Genomic DNA, 23,845 nt, shown 5'->3' on the forward strand with positions numbered 1-23,845 from the left:
CTGCATATTTGAACTTACCAATCCACATAGCCCGTCAAAACTTTTACGCATATCACAATATCCCGAATAAAGATAAAAACGGTGTGAAGATCCTAGTGAGAACATCTCAATACAGGCGGATCAACTGAGCTAAAAGCAACAGGTCGCCGTTAACCTTTAGTTTAACCCCATTCGGATAAAATAATTCTATCTCTCTGGCACCTGAACTCTTCTCTATTGGAATAAATTTCCCGGGAAGACTTTCTTTTTCATTGATCCGAGCATACCAATAATAGAACTTGGCCTCATTGATGCCTTTTTCAAGACAATATTGCTTTTTTGACTTGCCACTGGATTGCCAGTCCTCGATCATTGATACCATCGCGCTGCGTTTTTCTTCTAAATTATTCATGAAGGCAAAACTAGCCCTGAGAATTCAGCTAGTCAAGATGTACTTTGTAGGCTGGATACATTCATTCTGCATCTGGAGTTTGCCAATTTGCTCATATAAGCGGGCTTCATTAGCCTCATTTTCCTTGGTGCCGGTTTGCTTCTCGGAAAATACAGCCGAACTGTTTTCCAGAAAATGCTTCTTCCAGGTCGCGATCTGGGTAGGATGAATATCATACTGCAAGGCTAATTCAGCTATCGATTTTTGCTCTTTTAAAGCCTCTATAGCTACTTTCGCTTTGAATTCAGGACTGAACTTCTTTCTGCTAACTTTTTTCATCTGTCAATAAATTTACGGTTTTTTTTAGACCTTAAATTATTGACCTAATACTGGGGAGTATTATATAGGCCAGCAGCTTGCCGGACAGACATTGGATTATTGCCGCAGTCACCAGATCATCAGTGCTGGTGATTTCAAGGCTGTAGCAGAGAAGTTAAAACAACAAGAGCCTGTTTTAGGGGAAGCCAAAATTATTTCTTTAAATCCCTTAAATGGGGAAAGCTACCAAAAGACCATGCTGGATCCTGATAAAAGTGATTTACAGGCCTATGAAATGTTATTCAAATAAGTAAAAACGAAAGTCATCGGGCCAGGCCTGGCCCGATGACTTTCCTCATCAATCGAAAATAATGGAAACAGAAAAACAACAAATCAGGCAATTGTGTACACAATTCAAACTGGGCGGAATAGGCCCTGCACTGGACCAAACCATCACAAAAGCGGAAAGTCAGGGAATGGGCTTTGTAAAGTATACCATGGAATTGTTTAAACAGGAAGAAATACACCGTCTGGATAAAGATCTATCCAGACGGTTAAAGGCCGCAGGATTGCCCAGAAATGCCAATCTGGAACAATATGATTATGCTGTAGATAATGGTTTGAAGAAAGAACAACTTCACCAGCTCAGAGAACTCAACTGGGTAGACCAACTTTTTAACATGGTGCTGATGGGGCCTAGTGGGACGGGAAAAACAATGATCGCTGCCGGACTTTGTCATGATGCGGTGAAGGCTGGCTATAAAGCTTATTTCAAGACTATGGAAGATATCATACATACTTTACAAACTAAAGATGTGGTCAAATCCCAGCAAACCGAATATAGGAAACTCCTGAAAGCAAACCTGATCGTATTGGATGATATTATGCTTTTTCCATTGGAAAAGAATATGGCAGTGGCTTTTTTTAACTTCATTAACCATATTTATGAGTCCACTTCAATCGTGGTTACCACAAATAAAAAACCTACCGAATGGGCCAGGTTACTCGATGATGAAGTGATTGCAACAGCGCTGTTAGATCGGCTACTTTTTCGATGTGAGATTATCAATCTTTCAGGCGAAAGTTACCGGTTACAGAACCGAAAAACTTTTTTAGCTTCTTGAAAAAAGAATGTTACTTTTACCGCTAGAGTTCTGCATCATTGTTGCCATTTTCTCTGCACTATTGTTGCCAAATACTCTGCATTCTTAATTGCCAAAAATCCTGCAGTATTACTTACCGACTACACAGCTCCTAACTGTAAAGACTTTTCCGGACGAGACAATGCTTTATATATATCTACTAATATCTAACTATATCTAGTTACATACAACTATTTCCCAATACAAAAAGTAATTCCAGTTGGTTTACAGGCACTTAAGACCAGGAAGGTACAAATGAGATACAAAACTTTAAAAATAAGTTTTCACCGCTAATTCGAATTGAGGAATAAAGATACGTAAAAAGGATGTTTTATGACCTTAATTAATTTTTAATAGTATAATACAGATTCAAACCAATAAATCTAAAATATAATTCTATGTATAATATTTGCCTTAATATTTTAACTGATAAGATCTTCCAAAACTTCATACGACAAGAAAAATTTCTTGCAATTATTCACAAATGTTTTAAGACCTTCAAAATTATAAATGACAGTGCCGTTTAATCCCACCAAATAAGTAGTAACATCTTTACTATGCATTATTAAATTTCGCAAATTACATAATTCTTCAATGGCTATATCATTGCCATTTACAATCCGTTTACTTACAAAATACAATAAGAGTTCCTTTAAATAAAAAGTTTGAAAAGGATTAGCATCCCGCCTTATTAATTCTGTTTTATTTAATTTGTCAAGATCGTCCGGAATTAGCTCTAAATATCTTTTCGCCCAAAACTCTCGCTTGGATTCCCTTTTTTGATTGATCGATTGACCATAAATCCAATCAATAAAATCTCGATTATCGAAACCATATCGTATTAAGACAGTCCTTAAATTATTTTCAAAACGTAAAATAGCACGATATAATTCTACATAAAGGAATTCATTATTGTAATCAATGATATGTACAACTCCTCTTATTTTCCCGTTATCTAGTATAAAACGAATTTCATTACTGTTGATTTTTTCGAATTTCTCCAGAGTCTGATCAGCAAACAGCATATCGAAAGAATTAACACTCAAATCTGCAGAGAGCTCATCTTTAACAAAGTCATTATTATATAATTTATATATTCCTTTCCTATCTCTCGTCGGTAAATAACTAATACCGTTCTTTCTACAGAAATCTATTAAATGTTCTTTATTTGAGACATCATAAAATATCAGATCACGGACACCAATATCTGATATTGTAGCATATTTTAATTTATTTATCATATTAACATTCTACGTCTTTCTGATTTACATGGGCATTAGACTCCGCTAATACGTGATTAGTGAATTTCAAAAACACATTAATATCTTTCAAAATTATAAGCAGATCCCAAAACAAGTATTTTGAAATATTTAATTGATAAGGAGTATTATTCTGATCAGTAGGAAATCTAAATCTCATACTATCAGAGTCTAATTCATGTAATACATCAATGAACTCCTCTGCTTTCATCCTATAATCATGTAACTGATCTTGCAGAACATTAGACAAAGCAGCCGCATCTGTTTTATCAAGATAATCACTATAAACGTTCAATAATCCAACCAACGAATGTTCTAAATCTATTTTTTTCTTCTTAACTGCATCTGAAAACTCTCGAGCTTCTCTTATTAGAGATTTTAAAGAGATCTCAATACTATGACGAATTAAAAAGTAAACAGGAAGGAAACATTGATTAATATTAATTTGTCCCGTACTTACGAATCGAAATATTCTATCTACCAATTGTTCATACTCATGTGCAATGTGATTATCATTCTTAGTCTCATTTAAACAGAAAGTCAAATTACATACCTCAGCCCTAGAGTAGTTATTTGCAACATCAATCTTTTTAAAATATTGCAATTCTGTCAGAGCCTCATTATATTCAACAAGAATTTTGGTCAGATCAACTTTAGTATCCGAATTTAAAAAACGAGTACCACTACTATCAAAATAATATTTCAGGGAGTCCCCTTCCGAATTGAAATCTAAATTAATATTCGAATATAAAATACTATTTGTATCAATCCCTAATTCAGATAATAACTGATCTATATTATGAGTAAGTCGAATATCCGTAATATTTGATTTAAGTAATAATTCGATTGCATGCCGGGCTAAAAACAAAGTACCTCTCGCTGTTGCATTCAGCAAATATCGTCTTCGACAGAGAGTAACTAACTTATCAAGTAAATAATGGTATTGTTCATAATAATATTTGTACGTTGGGGCATAAAGCCTCGCATCTATGTTAAACTTCGATTGATCAAAGTCGGCTTCATCATAAAATAACATGTAAAATATATTTTAGTTTAAAAATTGATATCTAATCTACTAATACTTCCCTCACATAACCTAATTACTTTCAACACGTTGTATTAAAAGTTCACATTCATAATAATTGATCTATACCTTTACAAACAGAGTGGTATAAAACCCAAACAAGCAGTATTCATAAATAGGTAATTAACAGCAAGATACAAGCTTACAAACCTATTTTCAGAATTCCCGGATATTATTCCTTTTTACCCATTTTCTCAAATTCACCTAAAATTGAATTAAACAAATTTATTCCAGATGAACCTTTGTTTGGATTCGCCATTATCGAAGCTACATGTTTCATGTCATCAATCTCTTTACTTTCAAAATAATAAGACTTAAAAGACAAATCCATACTTAACATAAAAAAAGCGAGTAATTCTGAGTTTGTATGACTAGCTCGTTCTTTAGAACTCATAGTTAATTGCTCTTCGTAATTATTTATTTCATTAGAATACAGGAGCATCTCTGTAACAAACAATACTTTTATTATTCCATCCGTCTCAATTCGATTAGCAATCTCATTAAATTTTCTATATGTCGTTGTTTTTATAGAACTATCAAAAGACATTAAATTAAAAGTAGCATCATCATATACAATCACACAAGTTGGCATCATTTTCTTTTGCATTTGAAATATAACAATATGCATTATTACAAAATCATCAAATAAGTCTGTTACTCTACAATTGGGTGACATCTTAGATAAATTTGCAATAGGTATTCTTTGGAGTGGCGGCTGAGTGGATAAACCGCTTCAAATTGACCCCCTTGAAATTGGAGTTGGTACCTTTGAGTTGAGACAGGTTTAAGAAATAGAATTAAATTTGTTAATACATGGCAAGAGTATTTGATGAGTCATTTAAGAAAATGGCAGTAGAATTATCCTATTTAAAGGATTCGGTTACAGAAGCAGCTAAAGAATTAGATTTAGCGCCCAGTAGATTAAGTAAATGGCGACAGGATCCAAGGTTTAATGGAGGGACAGTTTTACCATTAAATAATAAACTGACAGCTGAAGAGCAAGAGATTAGAACCTTAAAAAAGCAATTGAAGGATGCTGAATTGGAAAATATGATCTTAAAAAAGGCGGTAGCCATCTTTTCCAAGGGCGACTGAGAAAGTATGAGTTCATAAAGACATATATGAACTTGTTCTCGGTTGAGAAGATGTGCAAGATTATAAATACAAGTAGTAGTTCGTTTTATAAGTGGATTTCTAGATCAAAAAGCAATAGTGATAAGAAAACAGAGGAATTGATTTTACTGGTAAAACAAGCGCACCAGGATAGTGATCAAATATATGGTAGTCCTCGAATTACCTTAGAACTGAACAAGAAAAACCATAAGATATCACGTTCTTATGTTGCCAGGTTGATGAGGAAATTGAATCTGCGAAGTAAGATTCGGAAGCAATTTAAGGTAACTACAGATTCTAAACACAACTTTCAACTTGCTGAAAACCTCTTTGCAAGAGATTTTTCTACAGAAGGTCTATCTCAAAAATGGGTTGGTGATATTACCTACATCAAAACTGGGGCAGGATTGCTATATCTTACTACTGTTATCGATCTTGCTGATAGAAAAATCATAGGATGGTCGTTTAGTAATGACATGACAGCGGAGCATACAACTATAAAAGCACTTAACATGGCTATTGCCAGAAGAGGTGTAAAAGAAGGTTTGATTTTCCACTCGGACAGAGGCGCTCAGTATGCATGCAATGAGTTTAAGTCCTTACTAAGGAAAAATGAAATTATTCAAAGTATGAGTAGAAAAGGTAATTGCTGGGATAATGCAGTGGCCGAAAGTTTCTTCAAAACACTGAAATGTGAACTAGTTTATCACAGAAAATTTGTGAACAGGGAAGTTGCTAGATTAGAAATATTTAGATACATCGAAGGGTTTTACCATCAAAAGAGAATACACTCTGCTTTAGGTAATAGAACACCCAACGAAATGGAGACATTTTATAAATCTAATAGTTTATTAGTAGCATAAAAAAGTCTCCACTTTTAAGTTGCAATTCCAGTTGCTCCCTGTTACCCCAGAGGAGGCAACAACAGCCGAACCCGGAAAGCTGTAATCATCATAATAATTGATCTGATGGATTTTTAAGCCGGGAAGGTTTTGAGGAATAACGTTGTTGGTATATCCATCTACACCTCCAGTGCCACTGCTCTCCCACAAAACAGGCTGCACGTTTATAGCCGCCTGTAACGCGGGCCGGGTTAAAGTATGCGAAATCTCATACCCTTTAACCACTTGCCTGCCAAGGGCATCATATTTATAAAAGGACCGCTCCACTTTTGCTTTTTGAACCGAGTCCTGGCTAAACACCAGCTGATCGAGGTTATCATAAACAAACTCTTCCCAACCTTTGCCCGGGATTTTTTTACGAATCAGCCGGTTGCGTCCATCATAACGGTAAGCATAAATATATTGGTTAAACTGGGTATCACTCAGGGCTTCTGTAAAACTGTTCACCGTGACCGCTGGTGGAAGCACAAAGGCAAGGTTCCCTAAGTCATCGTACACATAATAGGTACTTAAAGCCGCGCTCTCTGTTTGCCATAGCTTTTTCAATATCAACCTACCTTCCTTGTCTTTAAATTCTTCAACCGTGCCTGAATTGCCCGAGACCCAGTTTTCATCCTTTAACACCGTCTTATATAAAGTACCTGCAGCATAATTAGCCACTGAGTTAGCCCCTGTGCCACTTATATTCCAAAGCTTGACAGCATCAGCTGCAATATTGGCCTGATAATCCGTTTTTAACGTATGTCCTGATCCGGATATTCCAGCCTGGTAAGGTTGCCACGCGGCCCCCTGAAATCCCTGCTCTCTCACCCGGTTTAATGGAGAAGCTTCAAATACAGTCTGGCTGAAAGGATATGGGGTTGACTTAATGTTACTGTCACTCCCAGGGTTCTGATAAAAGACAGACTGCTGATTGACTGCATCACCTTTAAAACTTGCATCATTGCCAGATACATAGCTGTCATACTTTTTATCCTCACGGCCAAAGGCATCATAACTCACGGGGGTCACCAGTGACTGCCCCTCAGGGCTACCCTGGGTAACAACCGTTTGACTCAACCGCCCCAGCCCGTCAAAATACTGTACCGTTTGGCTCACCCCGGAAACAGTTCTTGCTGCATTTACGTTCAGCTCAGTCACAGCCGAATCCCTGAACACACGTGTACTGATATAGTTCTGATTGGAACTGGGTGTCCCGTTTAAAAAAGGATTATTCTGGGCGATGTATATCCGCGCGTTATTTCCTGATGGAATAAAAAAACCACTTTTCAGCGTGATGCTACCACTTGCCGTTATCTCGGTCTCATTTGAATAGCTACTATACACTTTATCAGGCTGCGCCTGCAAACGCAAACCAAAAAACAAGGTAAGGAACAAAATGAATGCAACCTGAATGCCTATTCTTTTAGATAATTCCGGCCTTGACCTATTTTGCGAAACAGTGACTAGCATAGAAACCCGTTAATATGAGCCGCTAATTTAATTCACCAAAGTGCAACCATAATGCACCCGGACAAATTATTTTCTAGGCCTATTGAAGCTGATGATACAGGTCGACGAAACTTACCATATGGGACTTCTTGTAATTTAAATTGACAATTATTGTGATAAACTTTGATTGTTTAAACGAAAAAGAGGAATTCTGCCTATGGAGCCATTTAATTTTGAAAAACTTCCCGAAGTGATCAGAATCTTATTTGAGAAGGTAGAGCACATTGAAGAATTACTTAAAGATCTACAGCCACAGGCTCCGAAGGAAAATGAGCTTTTAACAGTCCAAGAAGCTGCTATATTTCTGAAAGTCACTGTTCCTGCCTTATACACAAAAGTAAGCAGACAGGAGATCCCTGTAAGCAAACCAGGCAAAAGGTTATACTTCAATAAGTCCGATCTGAAAAAATGGGTCCAGGCTTCGAGAAGAAAAACTGTTATGGAGATTAGAAAAGAAGCCGAAGAGCGTATAAAAATGCTAAATAAGCATAAAGATTTTATTTGATATACCCACTCAGACCAATAGTTCTATATTGTTTACAACAGATACCGAAGTTTGATGTTTCTTCCTATAGCTTTAAGTAATCCAGGATGATCGTTTACAGTCGCGTCGATAGCATCCCAATCCCCCTTTAAGTTGCAGGCAAGCTGATACTCGATACCGTTCAGGTTAATCTGGATTTCAGTGGTTTGTTTTGTGATTCCCTTGGTAACAATAACGTAAGTAGAGTCCTTTTCATCAAAGCTGATGCGCATGGGTAAATTCATAATGCAAATATAGCGACGAAATGTGCTTTTGTTGTGCTTAAAGTTATGCTCACCTAAAGTTTATGAACGGTTATAAAACCCCTTTTCATTAAGATGCACAATAAACTTAAATGGCTTCGTAGGTAAGTTTTCATCCAATTCGACTATAGCAGCTTCTTCCGGCATTTTCAACATAACCTTGTCTGCTGCATTACGTTTGGTCTTGTCTACGATTTTTGCGTAGATCTCAGTGTTCTTAAAAGCCTTATGACCTAACATTTTAGAAACCGTATAAATATCCGTTCCAAGTTCCAGTTGCAGCGTAGCGAAGGTATGCCGAAAACTATGGAAAGTAATATTCTTATTAATACCTGCAGAAGATAACCAGTGCGTAAAAAAAGTCTTCAATCTGGAATACCTTAATCCTTCAAAAATATAACATGCTCTGTGTTTTGAATCCCCATAAATAACACTGCTTGATCTGATATCGGCATAACTTCTGCTGTTTCGGTTTTCTCCTGTGAAAACTGAAGTTCATATTTCCCTGCAGTTCCGCGCAGGTCTGACCATTTCAGAGTTGCAACGTCGGAAAATCTCAAACCAGTAAGCCCAGAGAAAAGCGCTGCCCTTTTCATCAGATTTGAATCGGCAGGTGTTTCTGCTAATTGCTGGAACTCTTCAAAGCTAAGCCTTTCTCTATGCGTTTCCTTGTGTGTGACGGGCTTAACAATAGCATGTAGGTCTTGTGGGATTAAGCCCTTTTTGTAAGCAATTCTTAAAATATGTCTCAGCTTAGCGTAATAGCTTACAGCCGTATTTCTTGAGATAGGCTTTCCAGTCCTGCTGATACCGGGCCCACTAAGTAAATAATTTTTATAGTCCTCACATAAATAATCATTGAGCTCAGGGAATTTTAAATCATGACCTGCAAAGGCGATAAAGTACCGTAACCCCATCCCCCAGTTATCTGAAAAAGATTGTTGCTTTTTGCGGGCCTCAATTTTAAAAAAGTCGATAAAGCTTGAATTTCTTAAGGTATCTGAAAGAAAACCAAACCTACGATTTTGTATATCTAATTGTCGTTGGGCACAAATTGTACGAGCCAACATCATAGTTTCTTTGTTATGCTGGCGTTCCAATTGATCTATGGGGTCATCAAAAATATACAGTTCAAGCATCTCAAACCGGTGTAATTTGCCGCTAGCTGGATTTTTTAGTGGTGGTGAATAGTCAAGTAGCAGACTTTTTCTATTTTTCGTAATACTTCTCATCCTCAATTTTACTCTAGCCATAACTTTATCTGTTTTGGTTTATAATTCTTTCTAAATCGGATTTCAGCACATATGTGTACCACCCACTTTGATATTTTCGAATGTTATTTCTTTTGATCAGAGAGAATAAAGCTGTTTCAGAAAAATTGAATTTTTCCTGAGCTTCGGCCATAGTATAGCAATATCTGGGATGGGGCTTCTTCTTGGGTTTTTCCCGGATTTTGACTGGAATTTCTGATTGTTCAAATACTTTATCGACTTCTGTTCTTTTAATAATGATTTTCCTGTCAGAAAGCCGAACTGCTTTAATTCTTCCACTGTAAATGATGTTGTAAACCGTCTTAGTACAAATATTGAGCAGCTTTGAAGCCTCTCTAACAGATAGAAATTCGACGGGCACCTGTTTAGCTTCAATCACATCCACCGCTTGCTTCACCTCAATTTCCGATACTTTAATTTTAAGCTCACGTACCTTTTGTTTACTGTGCCTGCTATTGCATTTGTGAGTACAATACCGGGTTACAGTCGTCTTCGCAATAAAGGTGTTCCGACAATATTCACAAATTCTTTTTACGGCAATATTTGAACTCATTGTATGATAATTTAAAATGCCTGCAATCCATTTTTCGTACCCTCTTTTCTACCTAAATCATCGGTTGTAATCTACCCCCGATTTTAGCACCTTTTAACCTAATTTGGGCGATTTAAGTGGAATTAAGAGGAACTAAGCGCCATCATTTACCCTGTAATTTTTTAGGATAAAAAAAAACGCACTTGAGTTACAGATGCGTTACAAAAGTCAGAAAAACAAAAGGATAAATCCAAAAATATGGACAAAAGAAATCAACATAACTTATTAACAATAAGCCATTTACTTGTCATTATTTATCGTAATTATGAAGTAATTATCATCGATTACTTTCCGATGCAAAACTTACTAAATATATTCTCCAGCAAATCATCCGTCGTAACCTGTCCTGTAATCTCGCCCAAATAATGTAGCGCCTGCTTAATATCCACCGACAAAAACTCCGAAGTAACCGGATTCGCTAAACCATAAGCAACACTATCCAGCGCAGCCCTGGTCTTCTGCAAAGCCTCCACATGCCTAATATTCGTCACCATAGTATGATTATCAGTCAGCTGATCACCAACAGCAATTTCGTACAACCTTTCCTTTAGCTCCTCTACAAACTGATTTTCACGAGCAGAAATAGAAATAAAATGAATGGCCTCCGGCAAGTCCAAAGCATCAAAATCAAAAGCCGAAACAAGATCAATCTTATTCGCTACCGCTAAAAAAGCCACCTCTGCCCTGTACAACTTTAAAATATCAGCCTTTAAATCGTCGGCCGACAAAGAAGCAGCGTCAAACAAATAAACTAGCACAGCACTTTGGTCAATCTTCTGCATCGTCTTCTCCACTCCGATCGCCTCAATAGTATCCGTCGCTTCCCGAATTCCAGCAGTATCAATCAACCTGAAGTTAATCCCATTGATATTTAAAACCTCCTCAATCGTATCTCGCGTAGTACCAGCAATTTCACTCACAATAGCCCTTTCCTCGTTCAGCAAAGCATTCAGCAAAGTAGATTTCCCTGCATTAGGTCTTCCGGCGATAACCGTATTGATCCCCTGCTTAATTACATTGCCCAATTCAAAAGAACGGATCAATTTATTTAGCACCAGGGTAATCTTATTGATGAGCTCCTGCAACTGATCGCGATTAGCAAATTCAACATCCTCTTCAGCGAAATCCAGCTCCAGCTCTATCATCGACGCAAAGTGGATCAGCTGCTCACGAAGCACCTGCAGCTCTGTGCTAAAACCACCCCGCAATTGGTTCATCGCCACTTGATGTGCCGCAGCTGAATCTGATGAAATTAAATCCGCTACAGCTTCTGCCTGCGATAAATCCAAACCTCCATTTAAAAATGCCCTTAAGGTAAATTCGCCTGGTTTAGCTGCACTAGCACCTTTTCTAATCAATAAAGAAATAATTTGCTGAATGATGTAATTTGACCCGTGACAAGAAATTTCCACCACATTTTCCTTGGTGTAAGATTTTGGTGCCACAAACAGAGCCACAACCACTTCATCTATAACCTTTTCCCCATCTTTTATCAAGCCAAAATGTAAGGTATGTGAATCTTGAAGCAGCAAATCCTTCCCCTTAAATACAGCATTCGTAATGGTAATGGCATCCTTCCCCGAAAGGCGGATTACCCCAATTGCACCAACGCCGGTTGGGGTAGATAAAGCAACTATAGTTTCATTTGTAATCATCAGACGGGTGTTTTATCTTCTAAAGCTCAAAATTAGCCAAACATTTCTTACCTTCCGGTGTTAATTTTGTAAATTTAAGAATACACTATGCAAGAACTGCCACTCACGGTTAGAAGATCAATTGAATTATTAGGTTTGGCTTTAGTTGGAACTATTTTTGTACTCGGTGCCGGAATTATCATGCCCGTCCTTACTGCTTTCTTTTTGAGTCTGCTACTTTATCCTGCCTTCCGCTTTTTGAGAAAACACAAAGTGCCTGAAGTTCTGGCCATTATATTCCCTATCCTCCTGTTAATCATTTTTGTAGGCCTCATCGGCTGGTTTTTCTCCTCGCAAATGGGAATGCTCATGGGTGATTTCCCTCAAATTAAAAAGAATGTTTCTCTGCACCTGCATTCCGTCAGCGATTGGATCAGTAGCCATAGTGAATACTCCACAAAAGAACAAACTGACTTTATAAAAGAAAAAAGTAACGACCTCATGAATTTTGCCGGCGGTCTGGCAAGTGGCGCGGCGGTTACATTGAGCTCCATCTTCATTTTCGTTGGCTTACTTCCCATTTATGTTTACCTGATCCTTTTTTACAAAGACATCTTACTCCGCTTTATTTTTATGTGGTTTAAGCCTCATGTTCATTCCCGAGTAAAAGATGCGATCTATGAAACGGAATCTATTGTTAAAAACTACCTGATGGGCTTGCTCATTCAGGTTACTTATATGACTATCCTCTTAGGTGGAACTTTATTTTTATTTGGCATCAAACATGCCTTACTTATTGGAATCATCTTCGCCATCCTTAACCTAATTCCTTATGTAGGTGCGCTGTTCGGTAACATTATCGGCGTCTTGCTTACCCTCACTTCTTCAACTGAAATTTGGCCTGTGCTTACAGTACTGATCATCATCGCTGTAGTGCAGTTTTTAGACAATAACATCTTAATGCCCAGAATTGTCGGTTCTAAAATAAAAATTAATGCGCTGGTGTCAATCATCGGGGTCGTCATTGGTGGAAGTATTGCCGGTGTGCCCGGTATGTTCCTCTCCATGCCTATGATTGCCGTTTTAAAGGTTATTTTTGACCATACTGAAATCTTTAAACAATGGGGTGTTTTACTCGGCGATGAAAGACCTGCTAAAAGCCCGATGGGCTTCCCCATATTCAGAAAGAAAATAATAGATACGACTAAGGCTGGTGTTCAAAAATAGAATTACATGGCCATGGGTAGGGACACATAAAAAGTTGTTCCTTCCCATGCTATACTATTAAACCAAATCTCTCCCCCCTGCTGCAATATAAAATCCCTGCATAAAATCAGACCCAATCCTGTGCCTTTTTCATTTGCAGTTCCATAACTGGAAGTTACATTTAAAGTGAAAATTCTTTGTTGTTTATCGGCCGTCATCCCAACTCCATTATCCTTAATGCTAATTATACATTTACTTCCTTCTTTATGGACACTTAACCCAACAACACCTTTTAAATGCGAAAATTTAATAGCATTATTTAATAAATTCCGCATCACCACCTTTAACATATTTGGGTCTGCTGATATATTTATTTCTTCTTCTATTTTAAGGTCAATACTGATCCCTTTTTTATCAGCGCGCTGCTGGAATATTTCAATAGTTTCTTGGAGCAGATCTTTTAAATTTACTACTCCTAGCTGTAAATAATTAAGTTCCATTCGGCTTTTTGACCAAAGCAATAAATTGTTCAGTAAAATCTTTGCATCACCCAAAGAGCGGGTAAGGTCTTGCTCAATCACTGTACGTTCTTTCCAATTTAAGCCGTCGGCTTGCAACAAATCAAGATAGTGCTTAACAGAAGCAATGGGTGCACTGAGTTCACTCGATATAATAGAGAAAAGTTTATCTTTCTCCTGGTTGGACTTTTCAAGTTTAGCGGCCTTTTCTTCTGCTATATTCTTCTGCAACTCATAATTGTTTCTAATCATTACAAGACCTATATACATCACAATCACTACAGTAAAATAAGAAACCACAAGGTCCAGGTATTGTTCAGTCCGGTTTAAGTATGCTTTCTTAACAATCCCTGGATTGATATATTCCAGGTACACCATAACCAAAAGCACAGCTAAAGTCACCATAAACCAGAAAAACCGTACTTTTGAGGGCACAATCAGTAAAACGAAAAACAATGTTTCAACAGAAAGTAGCATCGCATTACCTGCTATTCCGGCATTATACATATAAGCAAAAATATGTGTTATACTCAGCGCAATGATTGTCAGCGTAATCGCCAAATTAAGCTTCTTTTTATACCGGCTTAAATAGTAAAGTCCAGTTAGCCCTAATCCCACGAGTGTGGAAATTAACACCGCTTCATGGAGACTGGTAAACATGTAAAAAATAGACTCCCCGAATATAATAATAATTGCAAGTAGTGTAACCGTATGGAAAATCCTACTTTGCAGCGAAAATTCTTTCGGGTCCCCTATTAACAATTGATAACGCGCTTTTAACATCGACTTATTTACATTCTTTCAGGAACAATAATTCCTAATATCTTCATTCCTGATTTAAGGATATTAGCAGTTAACCAGCTTAAATTTAAACGGTGTTGTTTTACCTTTTTATCTTCCTCTTTAATAATCGGTGGTATTTCATGGTAAAACTTATTGAACATCTTCGCCACTTCGTAAAGATAATTAGCTAACGTAGCCGGACTATAGCCTTTGGCTGCAGCAGCTATTTCTGAAGGGTATTTTGATAATAAGATCACCATCTCCAACTCCGTAGGTGTTATCACTAAATCAGCATCACTTTTAACTCCCGCTTCATATCCTGCCTTATTCAATAAGGATTTAATGCGGGCATGGGTATATTGTATAAACGGACCGGTGTTCCCTTGAAAATCAATAGATTCTGATGGATCAAACAACAGCCTTTTCTTGGGTTCTACTTTCAGCAAAAAATATTTTAAAGCGCCTAACCCAATGTTATAATATAAACGATCTTTCTCTTCTTCAGAAAAGTCGTTTACCTTACCCAAAGCTTCTGTCTTTTGTTTTGCAGTCTCAATCATCTCTGCCACTAAATCATCGGCATCTACAACTGTTCCTTCCCTTGATTTCATTTTCCCGCTTGGTAAATCTACCATACCGTACGATAAGTGGTGTAAGCCTTGTGCCCATTCTTTTCCTAGTTTCTTTAATATCAGAAACAATACCTTGAAATGGTAATCCTGCTCATTGCCCACCACATAAATTGATTCATCCATCTTGAAATCATCATATTTCATTTGGGCGGTTCCTAAATCCTGCGTGATGTAAACCGACGTCCCATCAGCACGTAATACCAATTTTTCATCTAAACCATCTGCGGTAAGGTCAATCCAAACCGAGCCATCTGGCTTCTTAAAAAATACACCCTTTTCTAATCCTTCTTCAACCGTATCTTTTCCTAATAAATAAGTGTTACTTTCATAGTAATATTTATCGAAATCTACCCCAAGATTTTTATAGCTGATATCAAATCCTGCGTAAACCCAAGCATTCATCCTTTTCCAAAGTGTTAATACTTCCTCATCTCCGGCTTCCCAGGCTAACAACATTCCTTGCGCTTCCTTAATCAAAGGTGCGTTTTTCTTTGCTTCTTCTTCCGTCTGACCAGCAAATTTTAAGGCTTCGATTTCTTTTTTATATTCTTTATCGAAAATTACATAGTATTTCCCAACCAGGTGATCTCCTTTTAAGCCTGAACTTTCTGGTGTCTCACCATTTCCATATTTCTGCCAGGCCAGCATCGATTTACAAATATGGATACCCCTGTCGTTCACTAAGTTTACTTTATAAACTTCATGTCCATTGGCTTTCAATAATTCTGCAACAGAATAACCTAATAAGTTATTGCGCACATGGCCTAAATGCAATGGTTTATTGGTGTTTGGCGAAGAATATTCTACCATAACCTTATTGCCATTGGGCTTAAAGGTTCCAAATGAAGGATCCAGCAAATCGGTATTTAATAAATTAAGCCAATAATAGCCAGCAATGCTGAGGTTTAAAAAGCCTTTAATCACATTAAAAGAGGTCACTTCTTCTACATGCTCCACAAAATATTCACCGAGGTCATTTGCTGTAGCCTCAGGAGATTTCTTAGAAAATCTGACTACAGGAAAAACCACTAAAGTGATTTCTCCTTCAAATTCTGCACGGGTATCTTGCAGGTTTACCTGCTGTTCAGGCATATCCTGATTATATAAATGCTTTACTGCCGCTACTGTTGCAGTAATCAAATTTCTTTCGATGTTCATGTTCTATTCGTTTCTAAGCGCATTTGTTGCTTTAACTAAAATCTCAAAGGCATGTTCTGCCATCTGATTTTCCCGATCTAAGGTGGGGTTTACTTCCACAATTTCAAAGCAACATACTTTTTTATTCGTAATCAATTTAGACATCAGCGTTCCGGCTTCCTTTTCAGTGATGCCTTGTGCTACTGGTGTGCCTGTGCCCCTGGAGGTTGTTGGATCTAATGAATCCACATCAAAAGAAACGTAAATCATATCGCAATGATCTAAATACATCATCGTTTCAATAACAATCCGCTCCGCTCCCCTTTTCCTGAGGTCTGCTGTGGTAATAATTTTAACGTTATTTTTTTTAACCAGACTTTCTTCCGGCGCTTCCATGTCGCGCGCTGAAATCAAAACCAAATCGCGGTAGGTGATTTTTGGCGCTATATTGCCTACATTCTTCAATTGAAACCAATAATTCATGGTCTCCTGATCTAACTTATTTACTTTAGCATCAAGGTTATCTTCGTCTAAAACCATTGCCAATGGCATTCCGTGCATATTTCCAGATGGCGTGGTATAGGGTGAATGCAGGTCAGCATGGGCATCAATCCAGATCACCCCCAATTTAGATTTTGGATAGGCCGCCTTGATCCCAGAAATTGTCCCCGCTGCAGTACTATGGTCGCCAGCTAAAATTACTGGAAATTCATTCCTGCCTAAAGTTTCTTTTACCTCATCACTTACTCTTTCCACCATCGTCAGGATTCCTGAAATACGTTTAGCAAAGGGGCTGCCGGTACTTTCCAGCAACAAATGGTTTTCATTTGGTACTTCTACAGAGGTGTGCTTTTTAAAAAACCTGCTCCCATAATCTAATGCGGCAATTTTAATCGCATCAACGCCTAAACTGGCACCACGGGTGCCCGCGCCAATCTCTGATTTTACTTCAATAATCTTTAAAGTTTTGGTCATAAAAAAAATTACTGGTGTATTTATAAAAACTTATCTTTGTGCCAAAATTAGTTGATTTTAATTTGCTAAACCCTTAAATATTGCTCAAAAATATAAAAAATGCAGAGTTACTCCGAATTTCTTGATCTTAGTGTTGGTTTTCCTCAGGAAGGCTATGACATTATAGACGATGAATTATACTTCCATGACCTGAATTTAATGGAGATGATTGAAACTTATGGTACCCCATTGCGTTTCACCTACCTGCCAATAATCAGTAAAAAAATTCAACAAGCAAAGATATTATTTCAAACCGCCATCCTGAAAAATAATTACAGGGGCGATTATAAATATTGTTATTGTACTAAAAGTTCTCACTTTCGCCATATTGTGGAAGAAGCGCTCAAGAATGGTATCCACCTGGAAACTTCTTCTGCCTTCGACATGCCCATGATTGATGCGCTAGAGAAAAAAGGTGCTGTTGATAAAAATATAACCGTAATCTGTAATGGTTTTAAAACCTATCAATACAAACAGTATATCATCGATATGCTGCATGATGGTTATAAAAACATTATTCCTGTATTGGATAACAAGGAAGAGTTTAACTTGTATGACGATGAGATTGAAATGGATACGCCTTGTAATTTGGGTATCCGGATTGCCGCTGAGGAACAACCAGATTCGCAGTTCTATACCTCCCGCTTAGGCGTAAGAGTAGAAGATGTAATTGAATTCTACAATAATAAAATTGCGGTGAACCCTAACTTCAGGGTTAAGCTGCTTCACTTTTTCATTAACTCTGGTATTTCTGATACACCTTATTACTGGAACGAGCTGGAGAAATATGTTACCTTATATTGCAAATTCAAAAAAATTAATCCGGAATTAGATACCCTTGATATTGGTGGGGGTATGCCATTTAAGGATTCTCTGGTCTTTGATTTTGATTACGAATACATGGTGAATGAAATCGTAAAAAGAATTAAAGAGGTTTGTGCAGAGCATGATGTAATTGAACCTGATATCATTACTGAATTTGGTAAATATACAGTGGCAGAAGCCTCGGGTATCCTTTATAAGGTTTTAGGTCGCAAGCAACAAAACGATAGAGAGAAATGGCTGATGCTGGATGGTTCTTTCATCACCAATCTGCCTGATGTCTGGGCTTTAAACCAAAAATATGTGTTGCTGCCGGTCAATAACTGGGATGCGGAATACGAAAGGGTTAACTTAGGTGGTATTACTTGCGATGGCCAGGATTATTATAACCAGGAAGCGCACATGAATAGTGTTTTTATGCCTAAAACGCGTAAAGTGCAATATTTAGGTTTCTTTAACACGGGTGCTTATCAGGAAGTTTTAAGTGGTTACGGTGGTATTCACCATTGTTTGTTGCCTAGCCCCAAACATGTTATCATCCGCAGAAACCGCGATGAAACTTTCAACTTCGAGGTCTTCGGCGAAGAACAAAATAGTAAACAGGTACTGAAAATACTGGGTTATACCTAGTAGATTAATCCTTTAAATCAAACAAGGGCATTCTGTAAAGAATGCCCTTGTTTGATTACTTAAAATTATTTTCTGCATAATTGAACAGACTCGCTTTTTTGCAAAAAGCTTCAATTAAGACACTTTAATTTCTTTGGTCTGTAATTTACTTTCGTCCTTTTTACCTAATGTTAGGGTTAAAATGCCATTCAAATAAGCTGCGTCTATTTTCTCAGCATCTATGGTTTCTGGCAATACGAATGACCTGGCGAAAGAATAATAATCAAATTCCTTCCTACTATAGGCTTTCTCTTCTCCTTCGGCAACTTTTTTCTCTGCCCAAACAGAAAGAGTGTCTTTCTTTAAATTGATTTGAAAATCTTCTTTGTTTAACCCCGGTGCAGCAATCTCTATTTTATAATCTATTGCTGATTCTAAAATGTTAACTCCAGGCACTTTATTAACCTCCAAGTTTTTATTTATCGCTTCGGTAAACAATGAGTCGAATACATTGTTAAAATATGGGGCTGTGTTTCTAGTCTTGTTGTTGAAATTTACTAATGTCATGGTTGTTTCTCCTTTGTTTTTAATTAGTTTTTTAATATTTTATATATATAACCCTATCTTCAACTCTTATACCAACCCATTTTTCTATGAATTTTAAGACATTTTGGCGCAATAAAGAAAAACAATCAGACAAAAAGGCAGTTATCGTCAATCAACTCGACAGTTTTAAGTATAAAACAGCTATCGAAACCCGATTTATGGATTTCGATATGATGGGTCACGTTAATAATTCAGTTTACTTTACTTACCTGGAAATTGCCCGCACTAAATATTGGAAACATGCCATTAACTGGGATTGGAAAAAAACAGGAATTGTAATTGCCAACGCCACATTGGATTATGTAACACCTGTATTTTTGGAAGATAAAATCATCATCTATGTGCGAACCTCCAGAATTGGCAAGTCCAGCTTCGACCTGGACTATTTAATCGTCAAATTAGTATCTGGTAAAGAAATTATTTGCAGCAAAGGTAAAACAGTCTGTGTTACTTTCGATTATACCTCCAAAACCGCTACCAGTATTCCTGCTACAGAAAGGGCGCAGATGATTGCCTTCGAACAACTTAGTGATCAGCTGTAATGAATCAACTATGGATCCATAGTGAGTCAAGGGTGAGTCAACCCTTTCTTCGACAAAAGGTTGACTCACTGTTGACTCACTCTTGACTCACTGTTGACTCACGCTAAACGGAGGCCTTTGTTTTTCTAAAATATTTTACCCGGATTTAAAATCCCTGCCGGATCAAATACTTTTTTAATATTGCGCATTAAATTCAGGTTTATCTCACTGTATTTGATAGACATAAATTCTTTTTGCACCAAGCCTATACCGTGTTCGCCAGAAATTGTACCACCAAGGACTGTTGTTAATTCAAAGATTTCAACGATACCATCTTTCAACTTGTTTTTCCAATCTTCATCGCTCATTCCTGCTTTAATGATGTTGATGTGCAGGTTACCGTCTCCGGCATGGCCATAACAAACGCTCTCGAAACCATACCTTGAGCCTATTTCTTTGATACCATTAATCAGTTGAGGCAAGGCTGCACGGGGTACTACAGTATCTTCTTCTTTATAAACAGAATTGGATTTCACCGATTCTGCCATCGTGCGTCTCATCCGCCATAAATCTTCTTTCTGCTGGGTAGTGTCTGCAAAAAGTACATCGCTGCAATTGAACTGTTCTAAAACAAGATTGGTTTTTTCACAATCCTTGAAAATGGCATCCATATCATCGCCATCAAATTCGATCATCAAAAAAGCATTGACGCCGTCCTTCAAGTCAAATTTAATGTCATCATATTTTATAACCCACTCCACTCCTTTTCTTTCCATAAATTCTAAGGCTGATGGTGTTATGCCTGCTCTAAAAATAGCGGATACCGCAGCACAGGCTGCTTCATTTTCTGAGAAAGAACCTAGCATTAACACACTTTGGGTAGGTTTTGGAATGAGTTTGGTAACAATTTTAGTCACCACGCCTAAAGTGCCTTCAGAACCAATCATCAATTGCGTCAGGTTATAGCCTGAAGAATATTTCAAAGTATTGGCGCCTGTCCAAATGACTTCGCCTGTTGGCAATACCACCTCTAAATTTAAAATATATTCTCTGATGGTGCCATATTTCACAACCCTTGGTCCTCCGGAACAATGGGCCACATTACCGCCAATAAAGCAGGAGCCTTTGCTAGAAGGATCCACTGGATATAAGAGCCCTTCTACTGCCACAGCATTGATAAATTCTTCTGTAATAACGCCTGGCTCTACTATTGCCTGTAAGTTTTCGGTGTCGATATTGATTATGGCTTTGAATTTCTCCATCGAGAGCAATACGCCGCCAAAAATGGGTAATGCAGCACCGCTCAAGCCTGTTCCTCCTCCTCTTGGGGTTACGGGCACCTGATTTTCGCTACATAATTTCAAAAGTGCAGAAACAGCGGCGGTATCAATCGGTTTTACGACCACTTCCGGATAGTATTTTAAATCTTCTGTTTCATCGTGTGCGTAATTGCTCAACGATTCTTCATCAGTAAAAACATTTCCGGCTCCAACGGCAGCCTTTATTTTGTAAAGCAGGTCTGAAGTAATTTTAGTGTATGGCATTAGAAATTTATTATTTTTATTTAAAAGGATGTAAAATAGTTTTCACTTTGTGTAGGTGCCGTATAATGCAATTGGACAAAAGAATGGTTAACGGCACCGGGCATGCAGGGGTTTAATTTCTTAATCCCTACTTCAATAGTGAGCAGAAATGGGAAAGCGTCAAGGATCTGGTGAAGGATGTTTTTTACTACTGTCTCTAATAGTTGTTGTGTTCTTTGCATTTGCTGGATCATAATGGTATTCAAAACCTCGTAATTAACGGTGTGCTGCAACGCTTCAGAGTCTTCTGATGGTAAAAAAGTGACACTTGCGCTAACCAAAAAATGGTTGCCGATTAACTGTTCTTCGGGGTAATAGCCATGTAAGGCGAAGAATTTAACATCTTTTAACGCGACGGTTTGTATAAACATGTACCTGAATCTTTTTGCAAATTTAATTTTTTAATGGGTTCTTGCCGCCCATTACGCTAAATTATTAACTTTGATCGTAAATACACTGTAAATCGACCACTTTTGAACGTAATTTTAAAGTGGATACAAAATGTAGTGATACCGGGATACAAAATGTTTTATACCCGACAGCATACCAAACTATTGTAGCAATGAACAAATCTGGAAAAAAAGACCTTTACGAAGCGCCTGATTATTATCAGCTGGATGAATTATTATCTGAAGAACATCGGTTAATACGGGCTTCAGCGCGCGACTGGGTGAAAAAGGAGGTGAGCCCAATTATTGAGGATTTCGCCCAAAGGGCAGTATTCCCAAAACACCTGATCAAAGGACTTGGCGAAATAGGTGCTTTCGGCCCTACTATTCCTGTGGAATATGGTGGTGCTGGTTTAGATTATATTTCTTACGGCATTATTATGCAGGAAATTGAACGCGGGGACTCGGGGATTCGCTCCACGGCTTCTGTACAGGGTTCATTGGTGATGTACCCGATTTTTACGTATGGTACCGAGGAACAACGTAAAAAGTACCTTCCTAAATTAGCGAGCGGTGAAATGATGGGCTGCTTTGGCTTAACGGAACCTGACCATGGTTCTGATCCGGGTGGCATGGTAACCAATATTAAGGATAACGGCGATCATTTTATTTTGAACGGCGCTAAAATGTGGATCTCTAATGCGCCTTTTGCTGATATCGCTGTGGTTTGGGCAAAAGATGAAAGTGGAAAAATTCGAGGTATGGTGGTTGAACGTGGCATGGAAGGTTTTACTACTCCAGAAACGCATCATAAATGGAGCTTAAGGGCTTCGGCAACCGGCGAATTGGTTTTTGATAATGTGAAAGTGCCTAAAGAAAATGTTTTTCCTGATATTAGAGGGCTTAAAGGTCCTTTGGGTTGTTTAAACCAGGCGCGTTATGGTATTGCCTGGGGTGCTTTGGGTGCCGCCATGGATTGTTACGATACCGCTCTGCGCTACTCGAAAGAAAGAATCCAGTTTGGTAAACCTATTGCCGGGTTCCAGCTGCAACAAAAGAAACTTGCTGAAATGGTGACCGAAATTACCAAAGCGCAGCTAATGGTATGGCGTTTAGGTGTGCTGAAAAGCGAAAACAGGGCTTCTGCCGAACAAATATCAATGGCCAAAAGAAACAGTGTGGAAGTGGCTTTGGACATTGCTAGAAATGCACGTCAGATGCTTGGTGGAATGGGTATTACCGGTGATTATTCCATTATGCGCCACATGATGAACCTGGAGTCTGTGGTTACTTATGAAGGTACTCATGATATTCATTTGCTGATTACAGGAATGGATATCACTGGATTGAATGCCTTTAAATAGAAATTACATTTTAACTAACAATTGTTGCCTTGAGTTGTTAAAGCCTAAAGGCAAAAACTTTTAAAAATAGAATGAAGACTTTTAAAAAATATTATGCTTTTCCTGCGTCTCCTGAAGAGGTTTACCTGGCCATGACCAAAGCCATCAGTATACAATTATGGACAGGTGCGGAAGCTGAATTTACCGAAGAGGTGGGCGCTGAGTTTTCTTTCTGGGATGGTGATATTGTAGGTAAAAACCTGGAATTGGATTTTGGTAAAAAAATTGTTCAACAGTGGTACTTCGGTGAAGATACCGAACCCTCTATTGTAACTATTAAACTGCACGCGGATAAAAAAGGTACTTCGCTGGAATTTGTTCAAACTAATATCCCTGAGGAAGATTTTGATGAATTTACAGCGGGTTTAAATGAACATTATTTTGGAGGCCTCCAGGATTTCTTTGAAGAGGAATAAGTGTAGCGAATTGATGTCTTGTGATTTTCGTGATGCTGGGAAAAAGGAATAAAGTGTTAATTCTCATATCATAACAATGGAATTTTAAATATAACGTTAGGTTAAACATAAGTATAAAGTGCTGAAGTTCATCTCGATAATATTGGGATTTTAAATTTAAGGTTAGGTTAAACAGGCTTAAAAAAGTAAGGATAAAGCCTGAGATTTTATATAATAGTGTAAGTAAATTTTGGATTGCAATTAA

At 37.7% G+C, this 23,845-nt stretch carries 27 protein-coding genes; 10 read left to right on the top strand and 17 right to left on the bottom strand.

Annotated features, from left to right (window positions below; genetic code table 11):
- Window positions 1-106 precede the first annotated feature (106 nt).
- Together tnpA and AAKU52_RS05905 are read right to left on the bottom strand one after the other, a co-directional pair.
- A complete protein-coding gene (tnpA, locus tag AAKU52_RS05900) occupies window positions 107-391 on the bottom strand; it encodes an IS66 family insertion sequence element accessory protein TnpA (RefSeq protein ID WP_502931020.1) in 285 nt (94 codons plus the stop codon).
- Between the two features lie 24 nt (window positions 392-415).
- On the bottom strand, window positions 416-709 hold the full coding sequence (locus AAKU52_RS05905; protein WP_354331250.1) for a transposase: 294 nt from the start codon (window positions 707-709) through the stop codon (window positions 416-418).
- Window positions 710-800: 91 nt separating this feature from the next.
- Here AAKU52_RS05905 and AAKU52_RS05910 point away from each other — a divergent pair, with 91 nt between their 5' ends.
- Both AAKU52_RS05910 and istB read left to right on the top strand, forming a co-directional pair.
- Complete coding sequence (locus AAKU52_RS05910; RefSeq protein WP_354331253.1) at window positions 801-998, top strand: hypothetical protein; 198 nt, start codon at window positions 801-803, stop codon at window positions 996-998.
- 61 nt (window positions 999-1,059) lie between these two features.
- The gene (istB, locus tag AAKU52_RS05915) at window positions 1,060-1,812 is read left to right on the top strand and encodes an IS21-like element helper ATPase IstB (protein WP_354331255.1); all 753 of its coding nucleotides are present in this window, start codon (window positions 1,060-1,062) and stop codon (window positions 1,810-1,812) included.
- Between the two features lie 440 nt (window positions 1,813-2,252).
- On the opposite strand, the gene AAKU52_RS05920 is transcribed toward istB, so the two are convergent.
- From AAKU52_RS05920 to AAKU52_RS05930, 3 genes are all read right to left on the bottom strand, one after another.
- A complete protein-coding gene (locus tag AAKU52_RS05920; protein ID WP_354331257.1) occupies window positions 2,253-3,071 on the bottom strand; it encodes a hypothetical protein in 819 nt (272 codons plus the stop codon).
- A 1-nt stretch (window position 3,072) separates the two neighbouring features.
- Window positions 3,073-4,125, bottom strand: coding sequence for a hypothetical protein (locus tag AAKU52_RS05925; protein ID WP_354331259.1), 1,053 nt, complete (start codon window positions 4,123-4,125; stop codon window positions 3,073-3,075).
- 220 nt (window positions 4,126-4,345) lie between these two features.
- Complete coding sequence (locus AAKU52_RS05930; RefSeq protein WP_354331261.1) at window positions 4,346-4,780, bottom strand: hypothetical protein; 435 nt, start codon at window positions 4,778-4,780, stop codon at window positions 4,346-4,348.
- A 206-nt stretch (window positions 4,781-4,986) separates the two neighbouring features.
- Here AAKU52_RS05930 and AAKU52_RS05935 point away from each other — a divergent pair, with 206 nt between their 5' ends.
- Together AAKU52_RS05935 and AAKU52_RS05940 are read left to right on the top strand one after the other, a co-directional pair.
- Window positions 4,987-5,268 carry a transposase gene (locus AAKU52_RS05935; RefSeq protein WP_354331263.1) on the top strand — a complete coding sequence of 94 codons (282 nt, stop codon included), beginning with the start codon at window positions 4,987-4,989 and terminating at the stop codon, window positions 5,266-5,268.
- Window positions 5,269-5,282: 14 nt separating this feature from the next.
- Window positions 5,283-6,149: an IS3 family transposase gene (locus AAKU52_RS05940; protein ID WP_354331460.1), complete on the top strand. Its 867-nt coding sequence runs from the start codon at window positions 5,283-5,285 to the stop codon at window positions 6,147-6,149.
- Here the strand turns inward: AAKU52_RS05940 and AAKU52_RS05945 are convergent.
- Window positions 6,138-7,640 (bottom strand): DUF6443 domain-containing protein, encoded by a 1,503-nt coding sequence (locus tag AAKU52_RS05945; RefSeq protein WP_354331265.1) that lies wholly within the window; start codon window positions 7,638-7,640, stop codon window positions 6,138-6,140. The two genes, AAKU52_RS05940 and AAKU52_RS05945, sit on opposite strands and share 12 nt — an antisense overlap.
- Before the next feature lie 196 nt (window positions 7,641-7,836).
- Between AAKU52_RS05945 and AAKU52_RS05950 the strand changes: the two genes are divergently transcribed.
- Complete coding sequence (locus AAKU52_RS05950) at window positions 7,837-8,184, top strand: helix-turn-helix domain-containing protein (protein WP_354331267.1); 348 nt, start codon at window positions 7,837-7,839, stop codon at window positions 8,182-8,184.
- A gap of 32 nt (window positions 8,185-8,216) precedes the next feature.
- On the opposite strand, the gene AAKU52_RS05955 is transcribed toward AAKU52_RS05950, so the two are convergent.
- The 5 genes from AAKU52_RS05955 to mnmE all read right to left on the bottom strand — a co-directional run bounded on the left by AAKU52_RS05955 (window position 8,217) and on the right by mnmE (window position 11,983).
- Window positions 8,217-8,447 (bottom strand): hypothetical protein, encoded by a 231-nt coding sequence (locus AAKU52_RS05955; RefSeq protein ID WP_354331269.1) that lies wholly within the window; start codon window positions 8,445-8,447, stop codon window positions 8,217-8,219.
- Window positions 8,448-8,507: 60 nt separating this feature from the next.
- Window positions 8,508-8,834 carry a tyrosine-type recombinase/integrase gene (locus AAKU52_RS05960; RefSeq protein WP_354331271.1) on the bottom strand — a complete coding sequence of 109 codons (327 nt, stop codon included), beginning with the start codon at window positions 8,832-8,834 and terminating at the stop codon, window positions 8,508-8,510.
- Between the two features lie 11 nt (window positions 8,835-8,845).
- On the bottom strand, window positions 8,846-9,718 hold the full coding sequence (locus tag AAKU52_RS05965; protein WP_354331273.1) for a site-specific integrase: 873 nt from the start codon (window positions 9,716-9,718) through the stop codon (window positions 8,846-8,848).
- Window positions 9,719-9,722: 4 nt separating this feature from the next.
- Window positions 9,723-10,289: a helix-turn-helix domain-containing protein gene (locus tag AAKU52_RS05970; RefSeq protein ID WP_354331275.1), complete on the bottom strand. Its 567-nt coding sequence runs from the start codon at window positions 10,287-10,289 to the stop codon at window positions 9,723-9,725.
- 323 nt (window positions 10,290-10,612) lie between these two features.
- Complete coding sequence (mnmE, locus tag AAKU52_RS05975; RefSeq protein WP_354331277.1) at window positions 10,613-11,983, bottom strand: tRNA uridine-5-carboxymethylaminomethyl(34) synthesis GTPase MnmE; 1,371 nt, start codon at window positions 11,981-11,983, stop codon at window positions 10,613-10,615.
- A gap of 87 nt (window positions 11,984-12,070) precedes the next feature.
- On the opposite strand from mnmE, the gene AAKU52_RS05980 reads away from it, so the two are divergent.
- Window positions 12,071-13,189, top strand: a complete 1,119-nt coding sequence (locus AAKU52_RS05980; RefSeq protein WP_354331279.1) for an AI-2E family transporter — start codon at window positions 12,071-12,073, stop codon at window positions 13,187-13,189.
- A 2-nt stretch (window positions 13,190-13,191) separates the two neighbouring features.
- Here AAKU52_RS05980 and AAKU52_RS05985 read toward each other — a convergent pair whose 3' ends face one another.
- Genes AAKU52_RS05985 through AAKU52_RS05995 form a run of 3 tightly spaced genes read right to left on the bottom strand, consistent with a single transcriptional unit; the run spans window position 13,192 to window position 17,213 of the window.
- Complete coding sequence (locus tag AAKU52_RS05985) at window positions 13,192-14,448, bottom strand: sensor histidine kinase (protein WP_354331281.1); 1,257 nt, start codon at window positions 14,446-14,448, stop codon at window positions 13,192-13,194.
- 29 nt (window positions 14,449-14,477) lie between these two features.
- Window positions 14,478-16,259: an arginine--tRNA ligase gene (argS, locus tag AAKU52_RS05990; protein WP_354331284.1), complete on the bottom strand. Its 1,782-nt coding sequence runs from the start codon at window positions 16,257-16,259 to the stop codon at window positions 14,478-14,480.
- A gap of 3 nt (window positions 16,260-16,262) precedes the next feature.
- Entirely contained in the window at window positions 16,263-17,213 is a 951-nt protein-coding gene (locus AAKU52_RS05995; protein ID WP_354331285.1) for an arginase, read from the bottom strand.
- A 99-nt stretch (window positions 17,214-17,312) separates the two neighbouring features.
- Here AAKU52_RS05995 and AAKU52_RS06000 point away from each other — a divergent pair, with 99 nt between their 5' ends.
- The gene (locus AAKU52_RS06000) at window positions 17,313-18,704 is read left to right on the top strand and encodes an arginine decarboxylase (RefSeq protein WP_354331287.1); all 1,392 of its coding nucleotides are present in this window, start codon (window positions 17,313-17,315) and stop codon (window positions 18,702-18,704) included.
- A 114-nt stretch (window positions 18,705-18,818) separates the two neighbouring features.
- Here AAKU52_RS06000 and AAKU52_RS06005 read toward each other — a convergent pair whose 3' ends face one another.
- Complete coding sequence (locus AAKU52_RS06005; protein WP_354331289.1) at window positions 18,819-19,250, bottom strand: Hsp20/alpha crystallin family protein; 432 nt, start codon at window positions 19,248-19,250, stop codon at window positions 18,819-18,821.
- An 86-nt stretch (window positions 19,251-19,336) separates the two neighbouring features.
- Between AAKU52_RS06005 and AAKU52_RS06010 the strand changes: the two genes are divergently transcribed.
- On the top strand, window positions 19,337-19,831 hold the full coding sequence (locus tag AAKU52_RS06010; RefSeq protein ID WP_354331291.1) for an acyl-CoA thioesterase: 495 nt from the start codon (window positions 19,337-19,339) through the stop codon (window positions 19,829-19,831).
- A gap of 125 nt (window positions 19,832-19,956) precedes the next feature.
- Here the strand turns inward: AAKU52_RS06010 and AAKU52_RS06015 are convergent, their stop codons facing one another.
- Window positions 19,957-21,354 carry an FAD-binding oxidoreductase gene (locus tag AAKU52_RS06015; RefSeq protein ID WP_354331293.1) on the bottom strand — a complete coding sequence of 466 codons (1,398 nt, stop codon included), beginning with the start codon at window positions 21,352-21,354 and terminating at the stop codon, window positions 19,957-19,959.
- A gap of 20 nt (window positions 21,355-21,374) precedes the next feature.
- A complete protein-coding gene (locus AAKU52_RS06020; RefSeq protein WP_354331295.1) occupies window positions 21,375-21,764 on the bottom strand; it encodes a dihydroneopterin aldolase in 390 nt (129 codons plus the stop codon).
- Window positions 21,765-21,955: 191 nt separating this feature from the next.
- Between AAKU52_RS06020 and AAKU52_RS06025 the strand changes: the two genes are divergently transcribed.
- A complete protein-coding gene (locus AAKU52_RS06025; protein WP_354331462.1) occupies window positions 21,956-23,146 on the top strand; it encodes an acyl-CoA dehydrogenase family protein in 1,191 nt (396 codons plus the stop codon).
- Between the two features lie 71 nt (window positions 23,147-23,217).
- Window positions 23,218-23,601, top strand: coding sequence for an SRPBCC domain-containing protein (locus AAKU52_RS06030; protein WP_354331297.1), 384 nt, complete (start codon window positions 23,218-23,220; stop codon window positions 23,599-23,601).
- Window positions 23,602-23,845 lie beyond the last annotated feature (244 nt).

Origin of the sequence: Pedobacter sp. CG_S7 (assembly GCF_040544395.1) — a bacterium.
Taxonomy (GTDB): domain Bacteria; phylum Bacteroidota; class Bacteroidia; order Sphingobacteriales; family Sphingobacteriaceae; genus Pedobacter.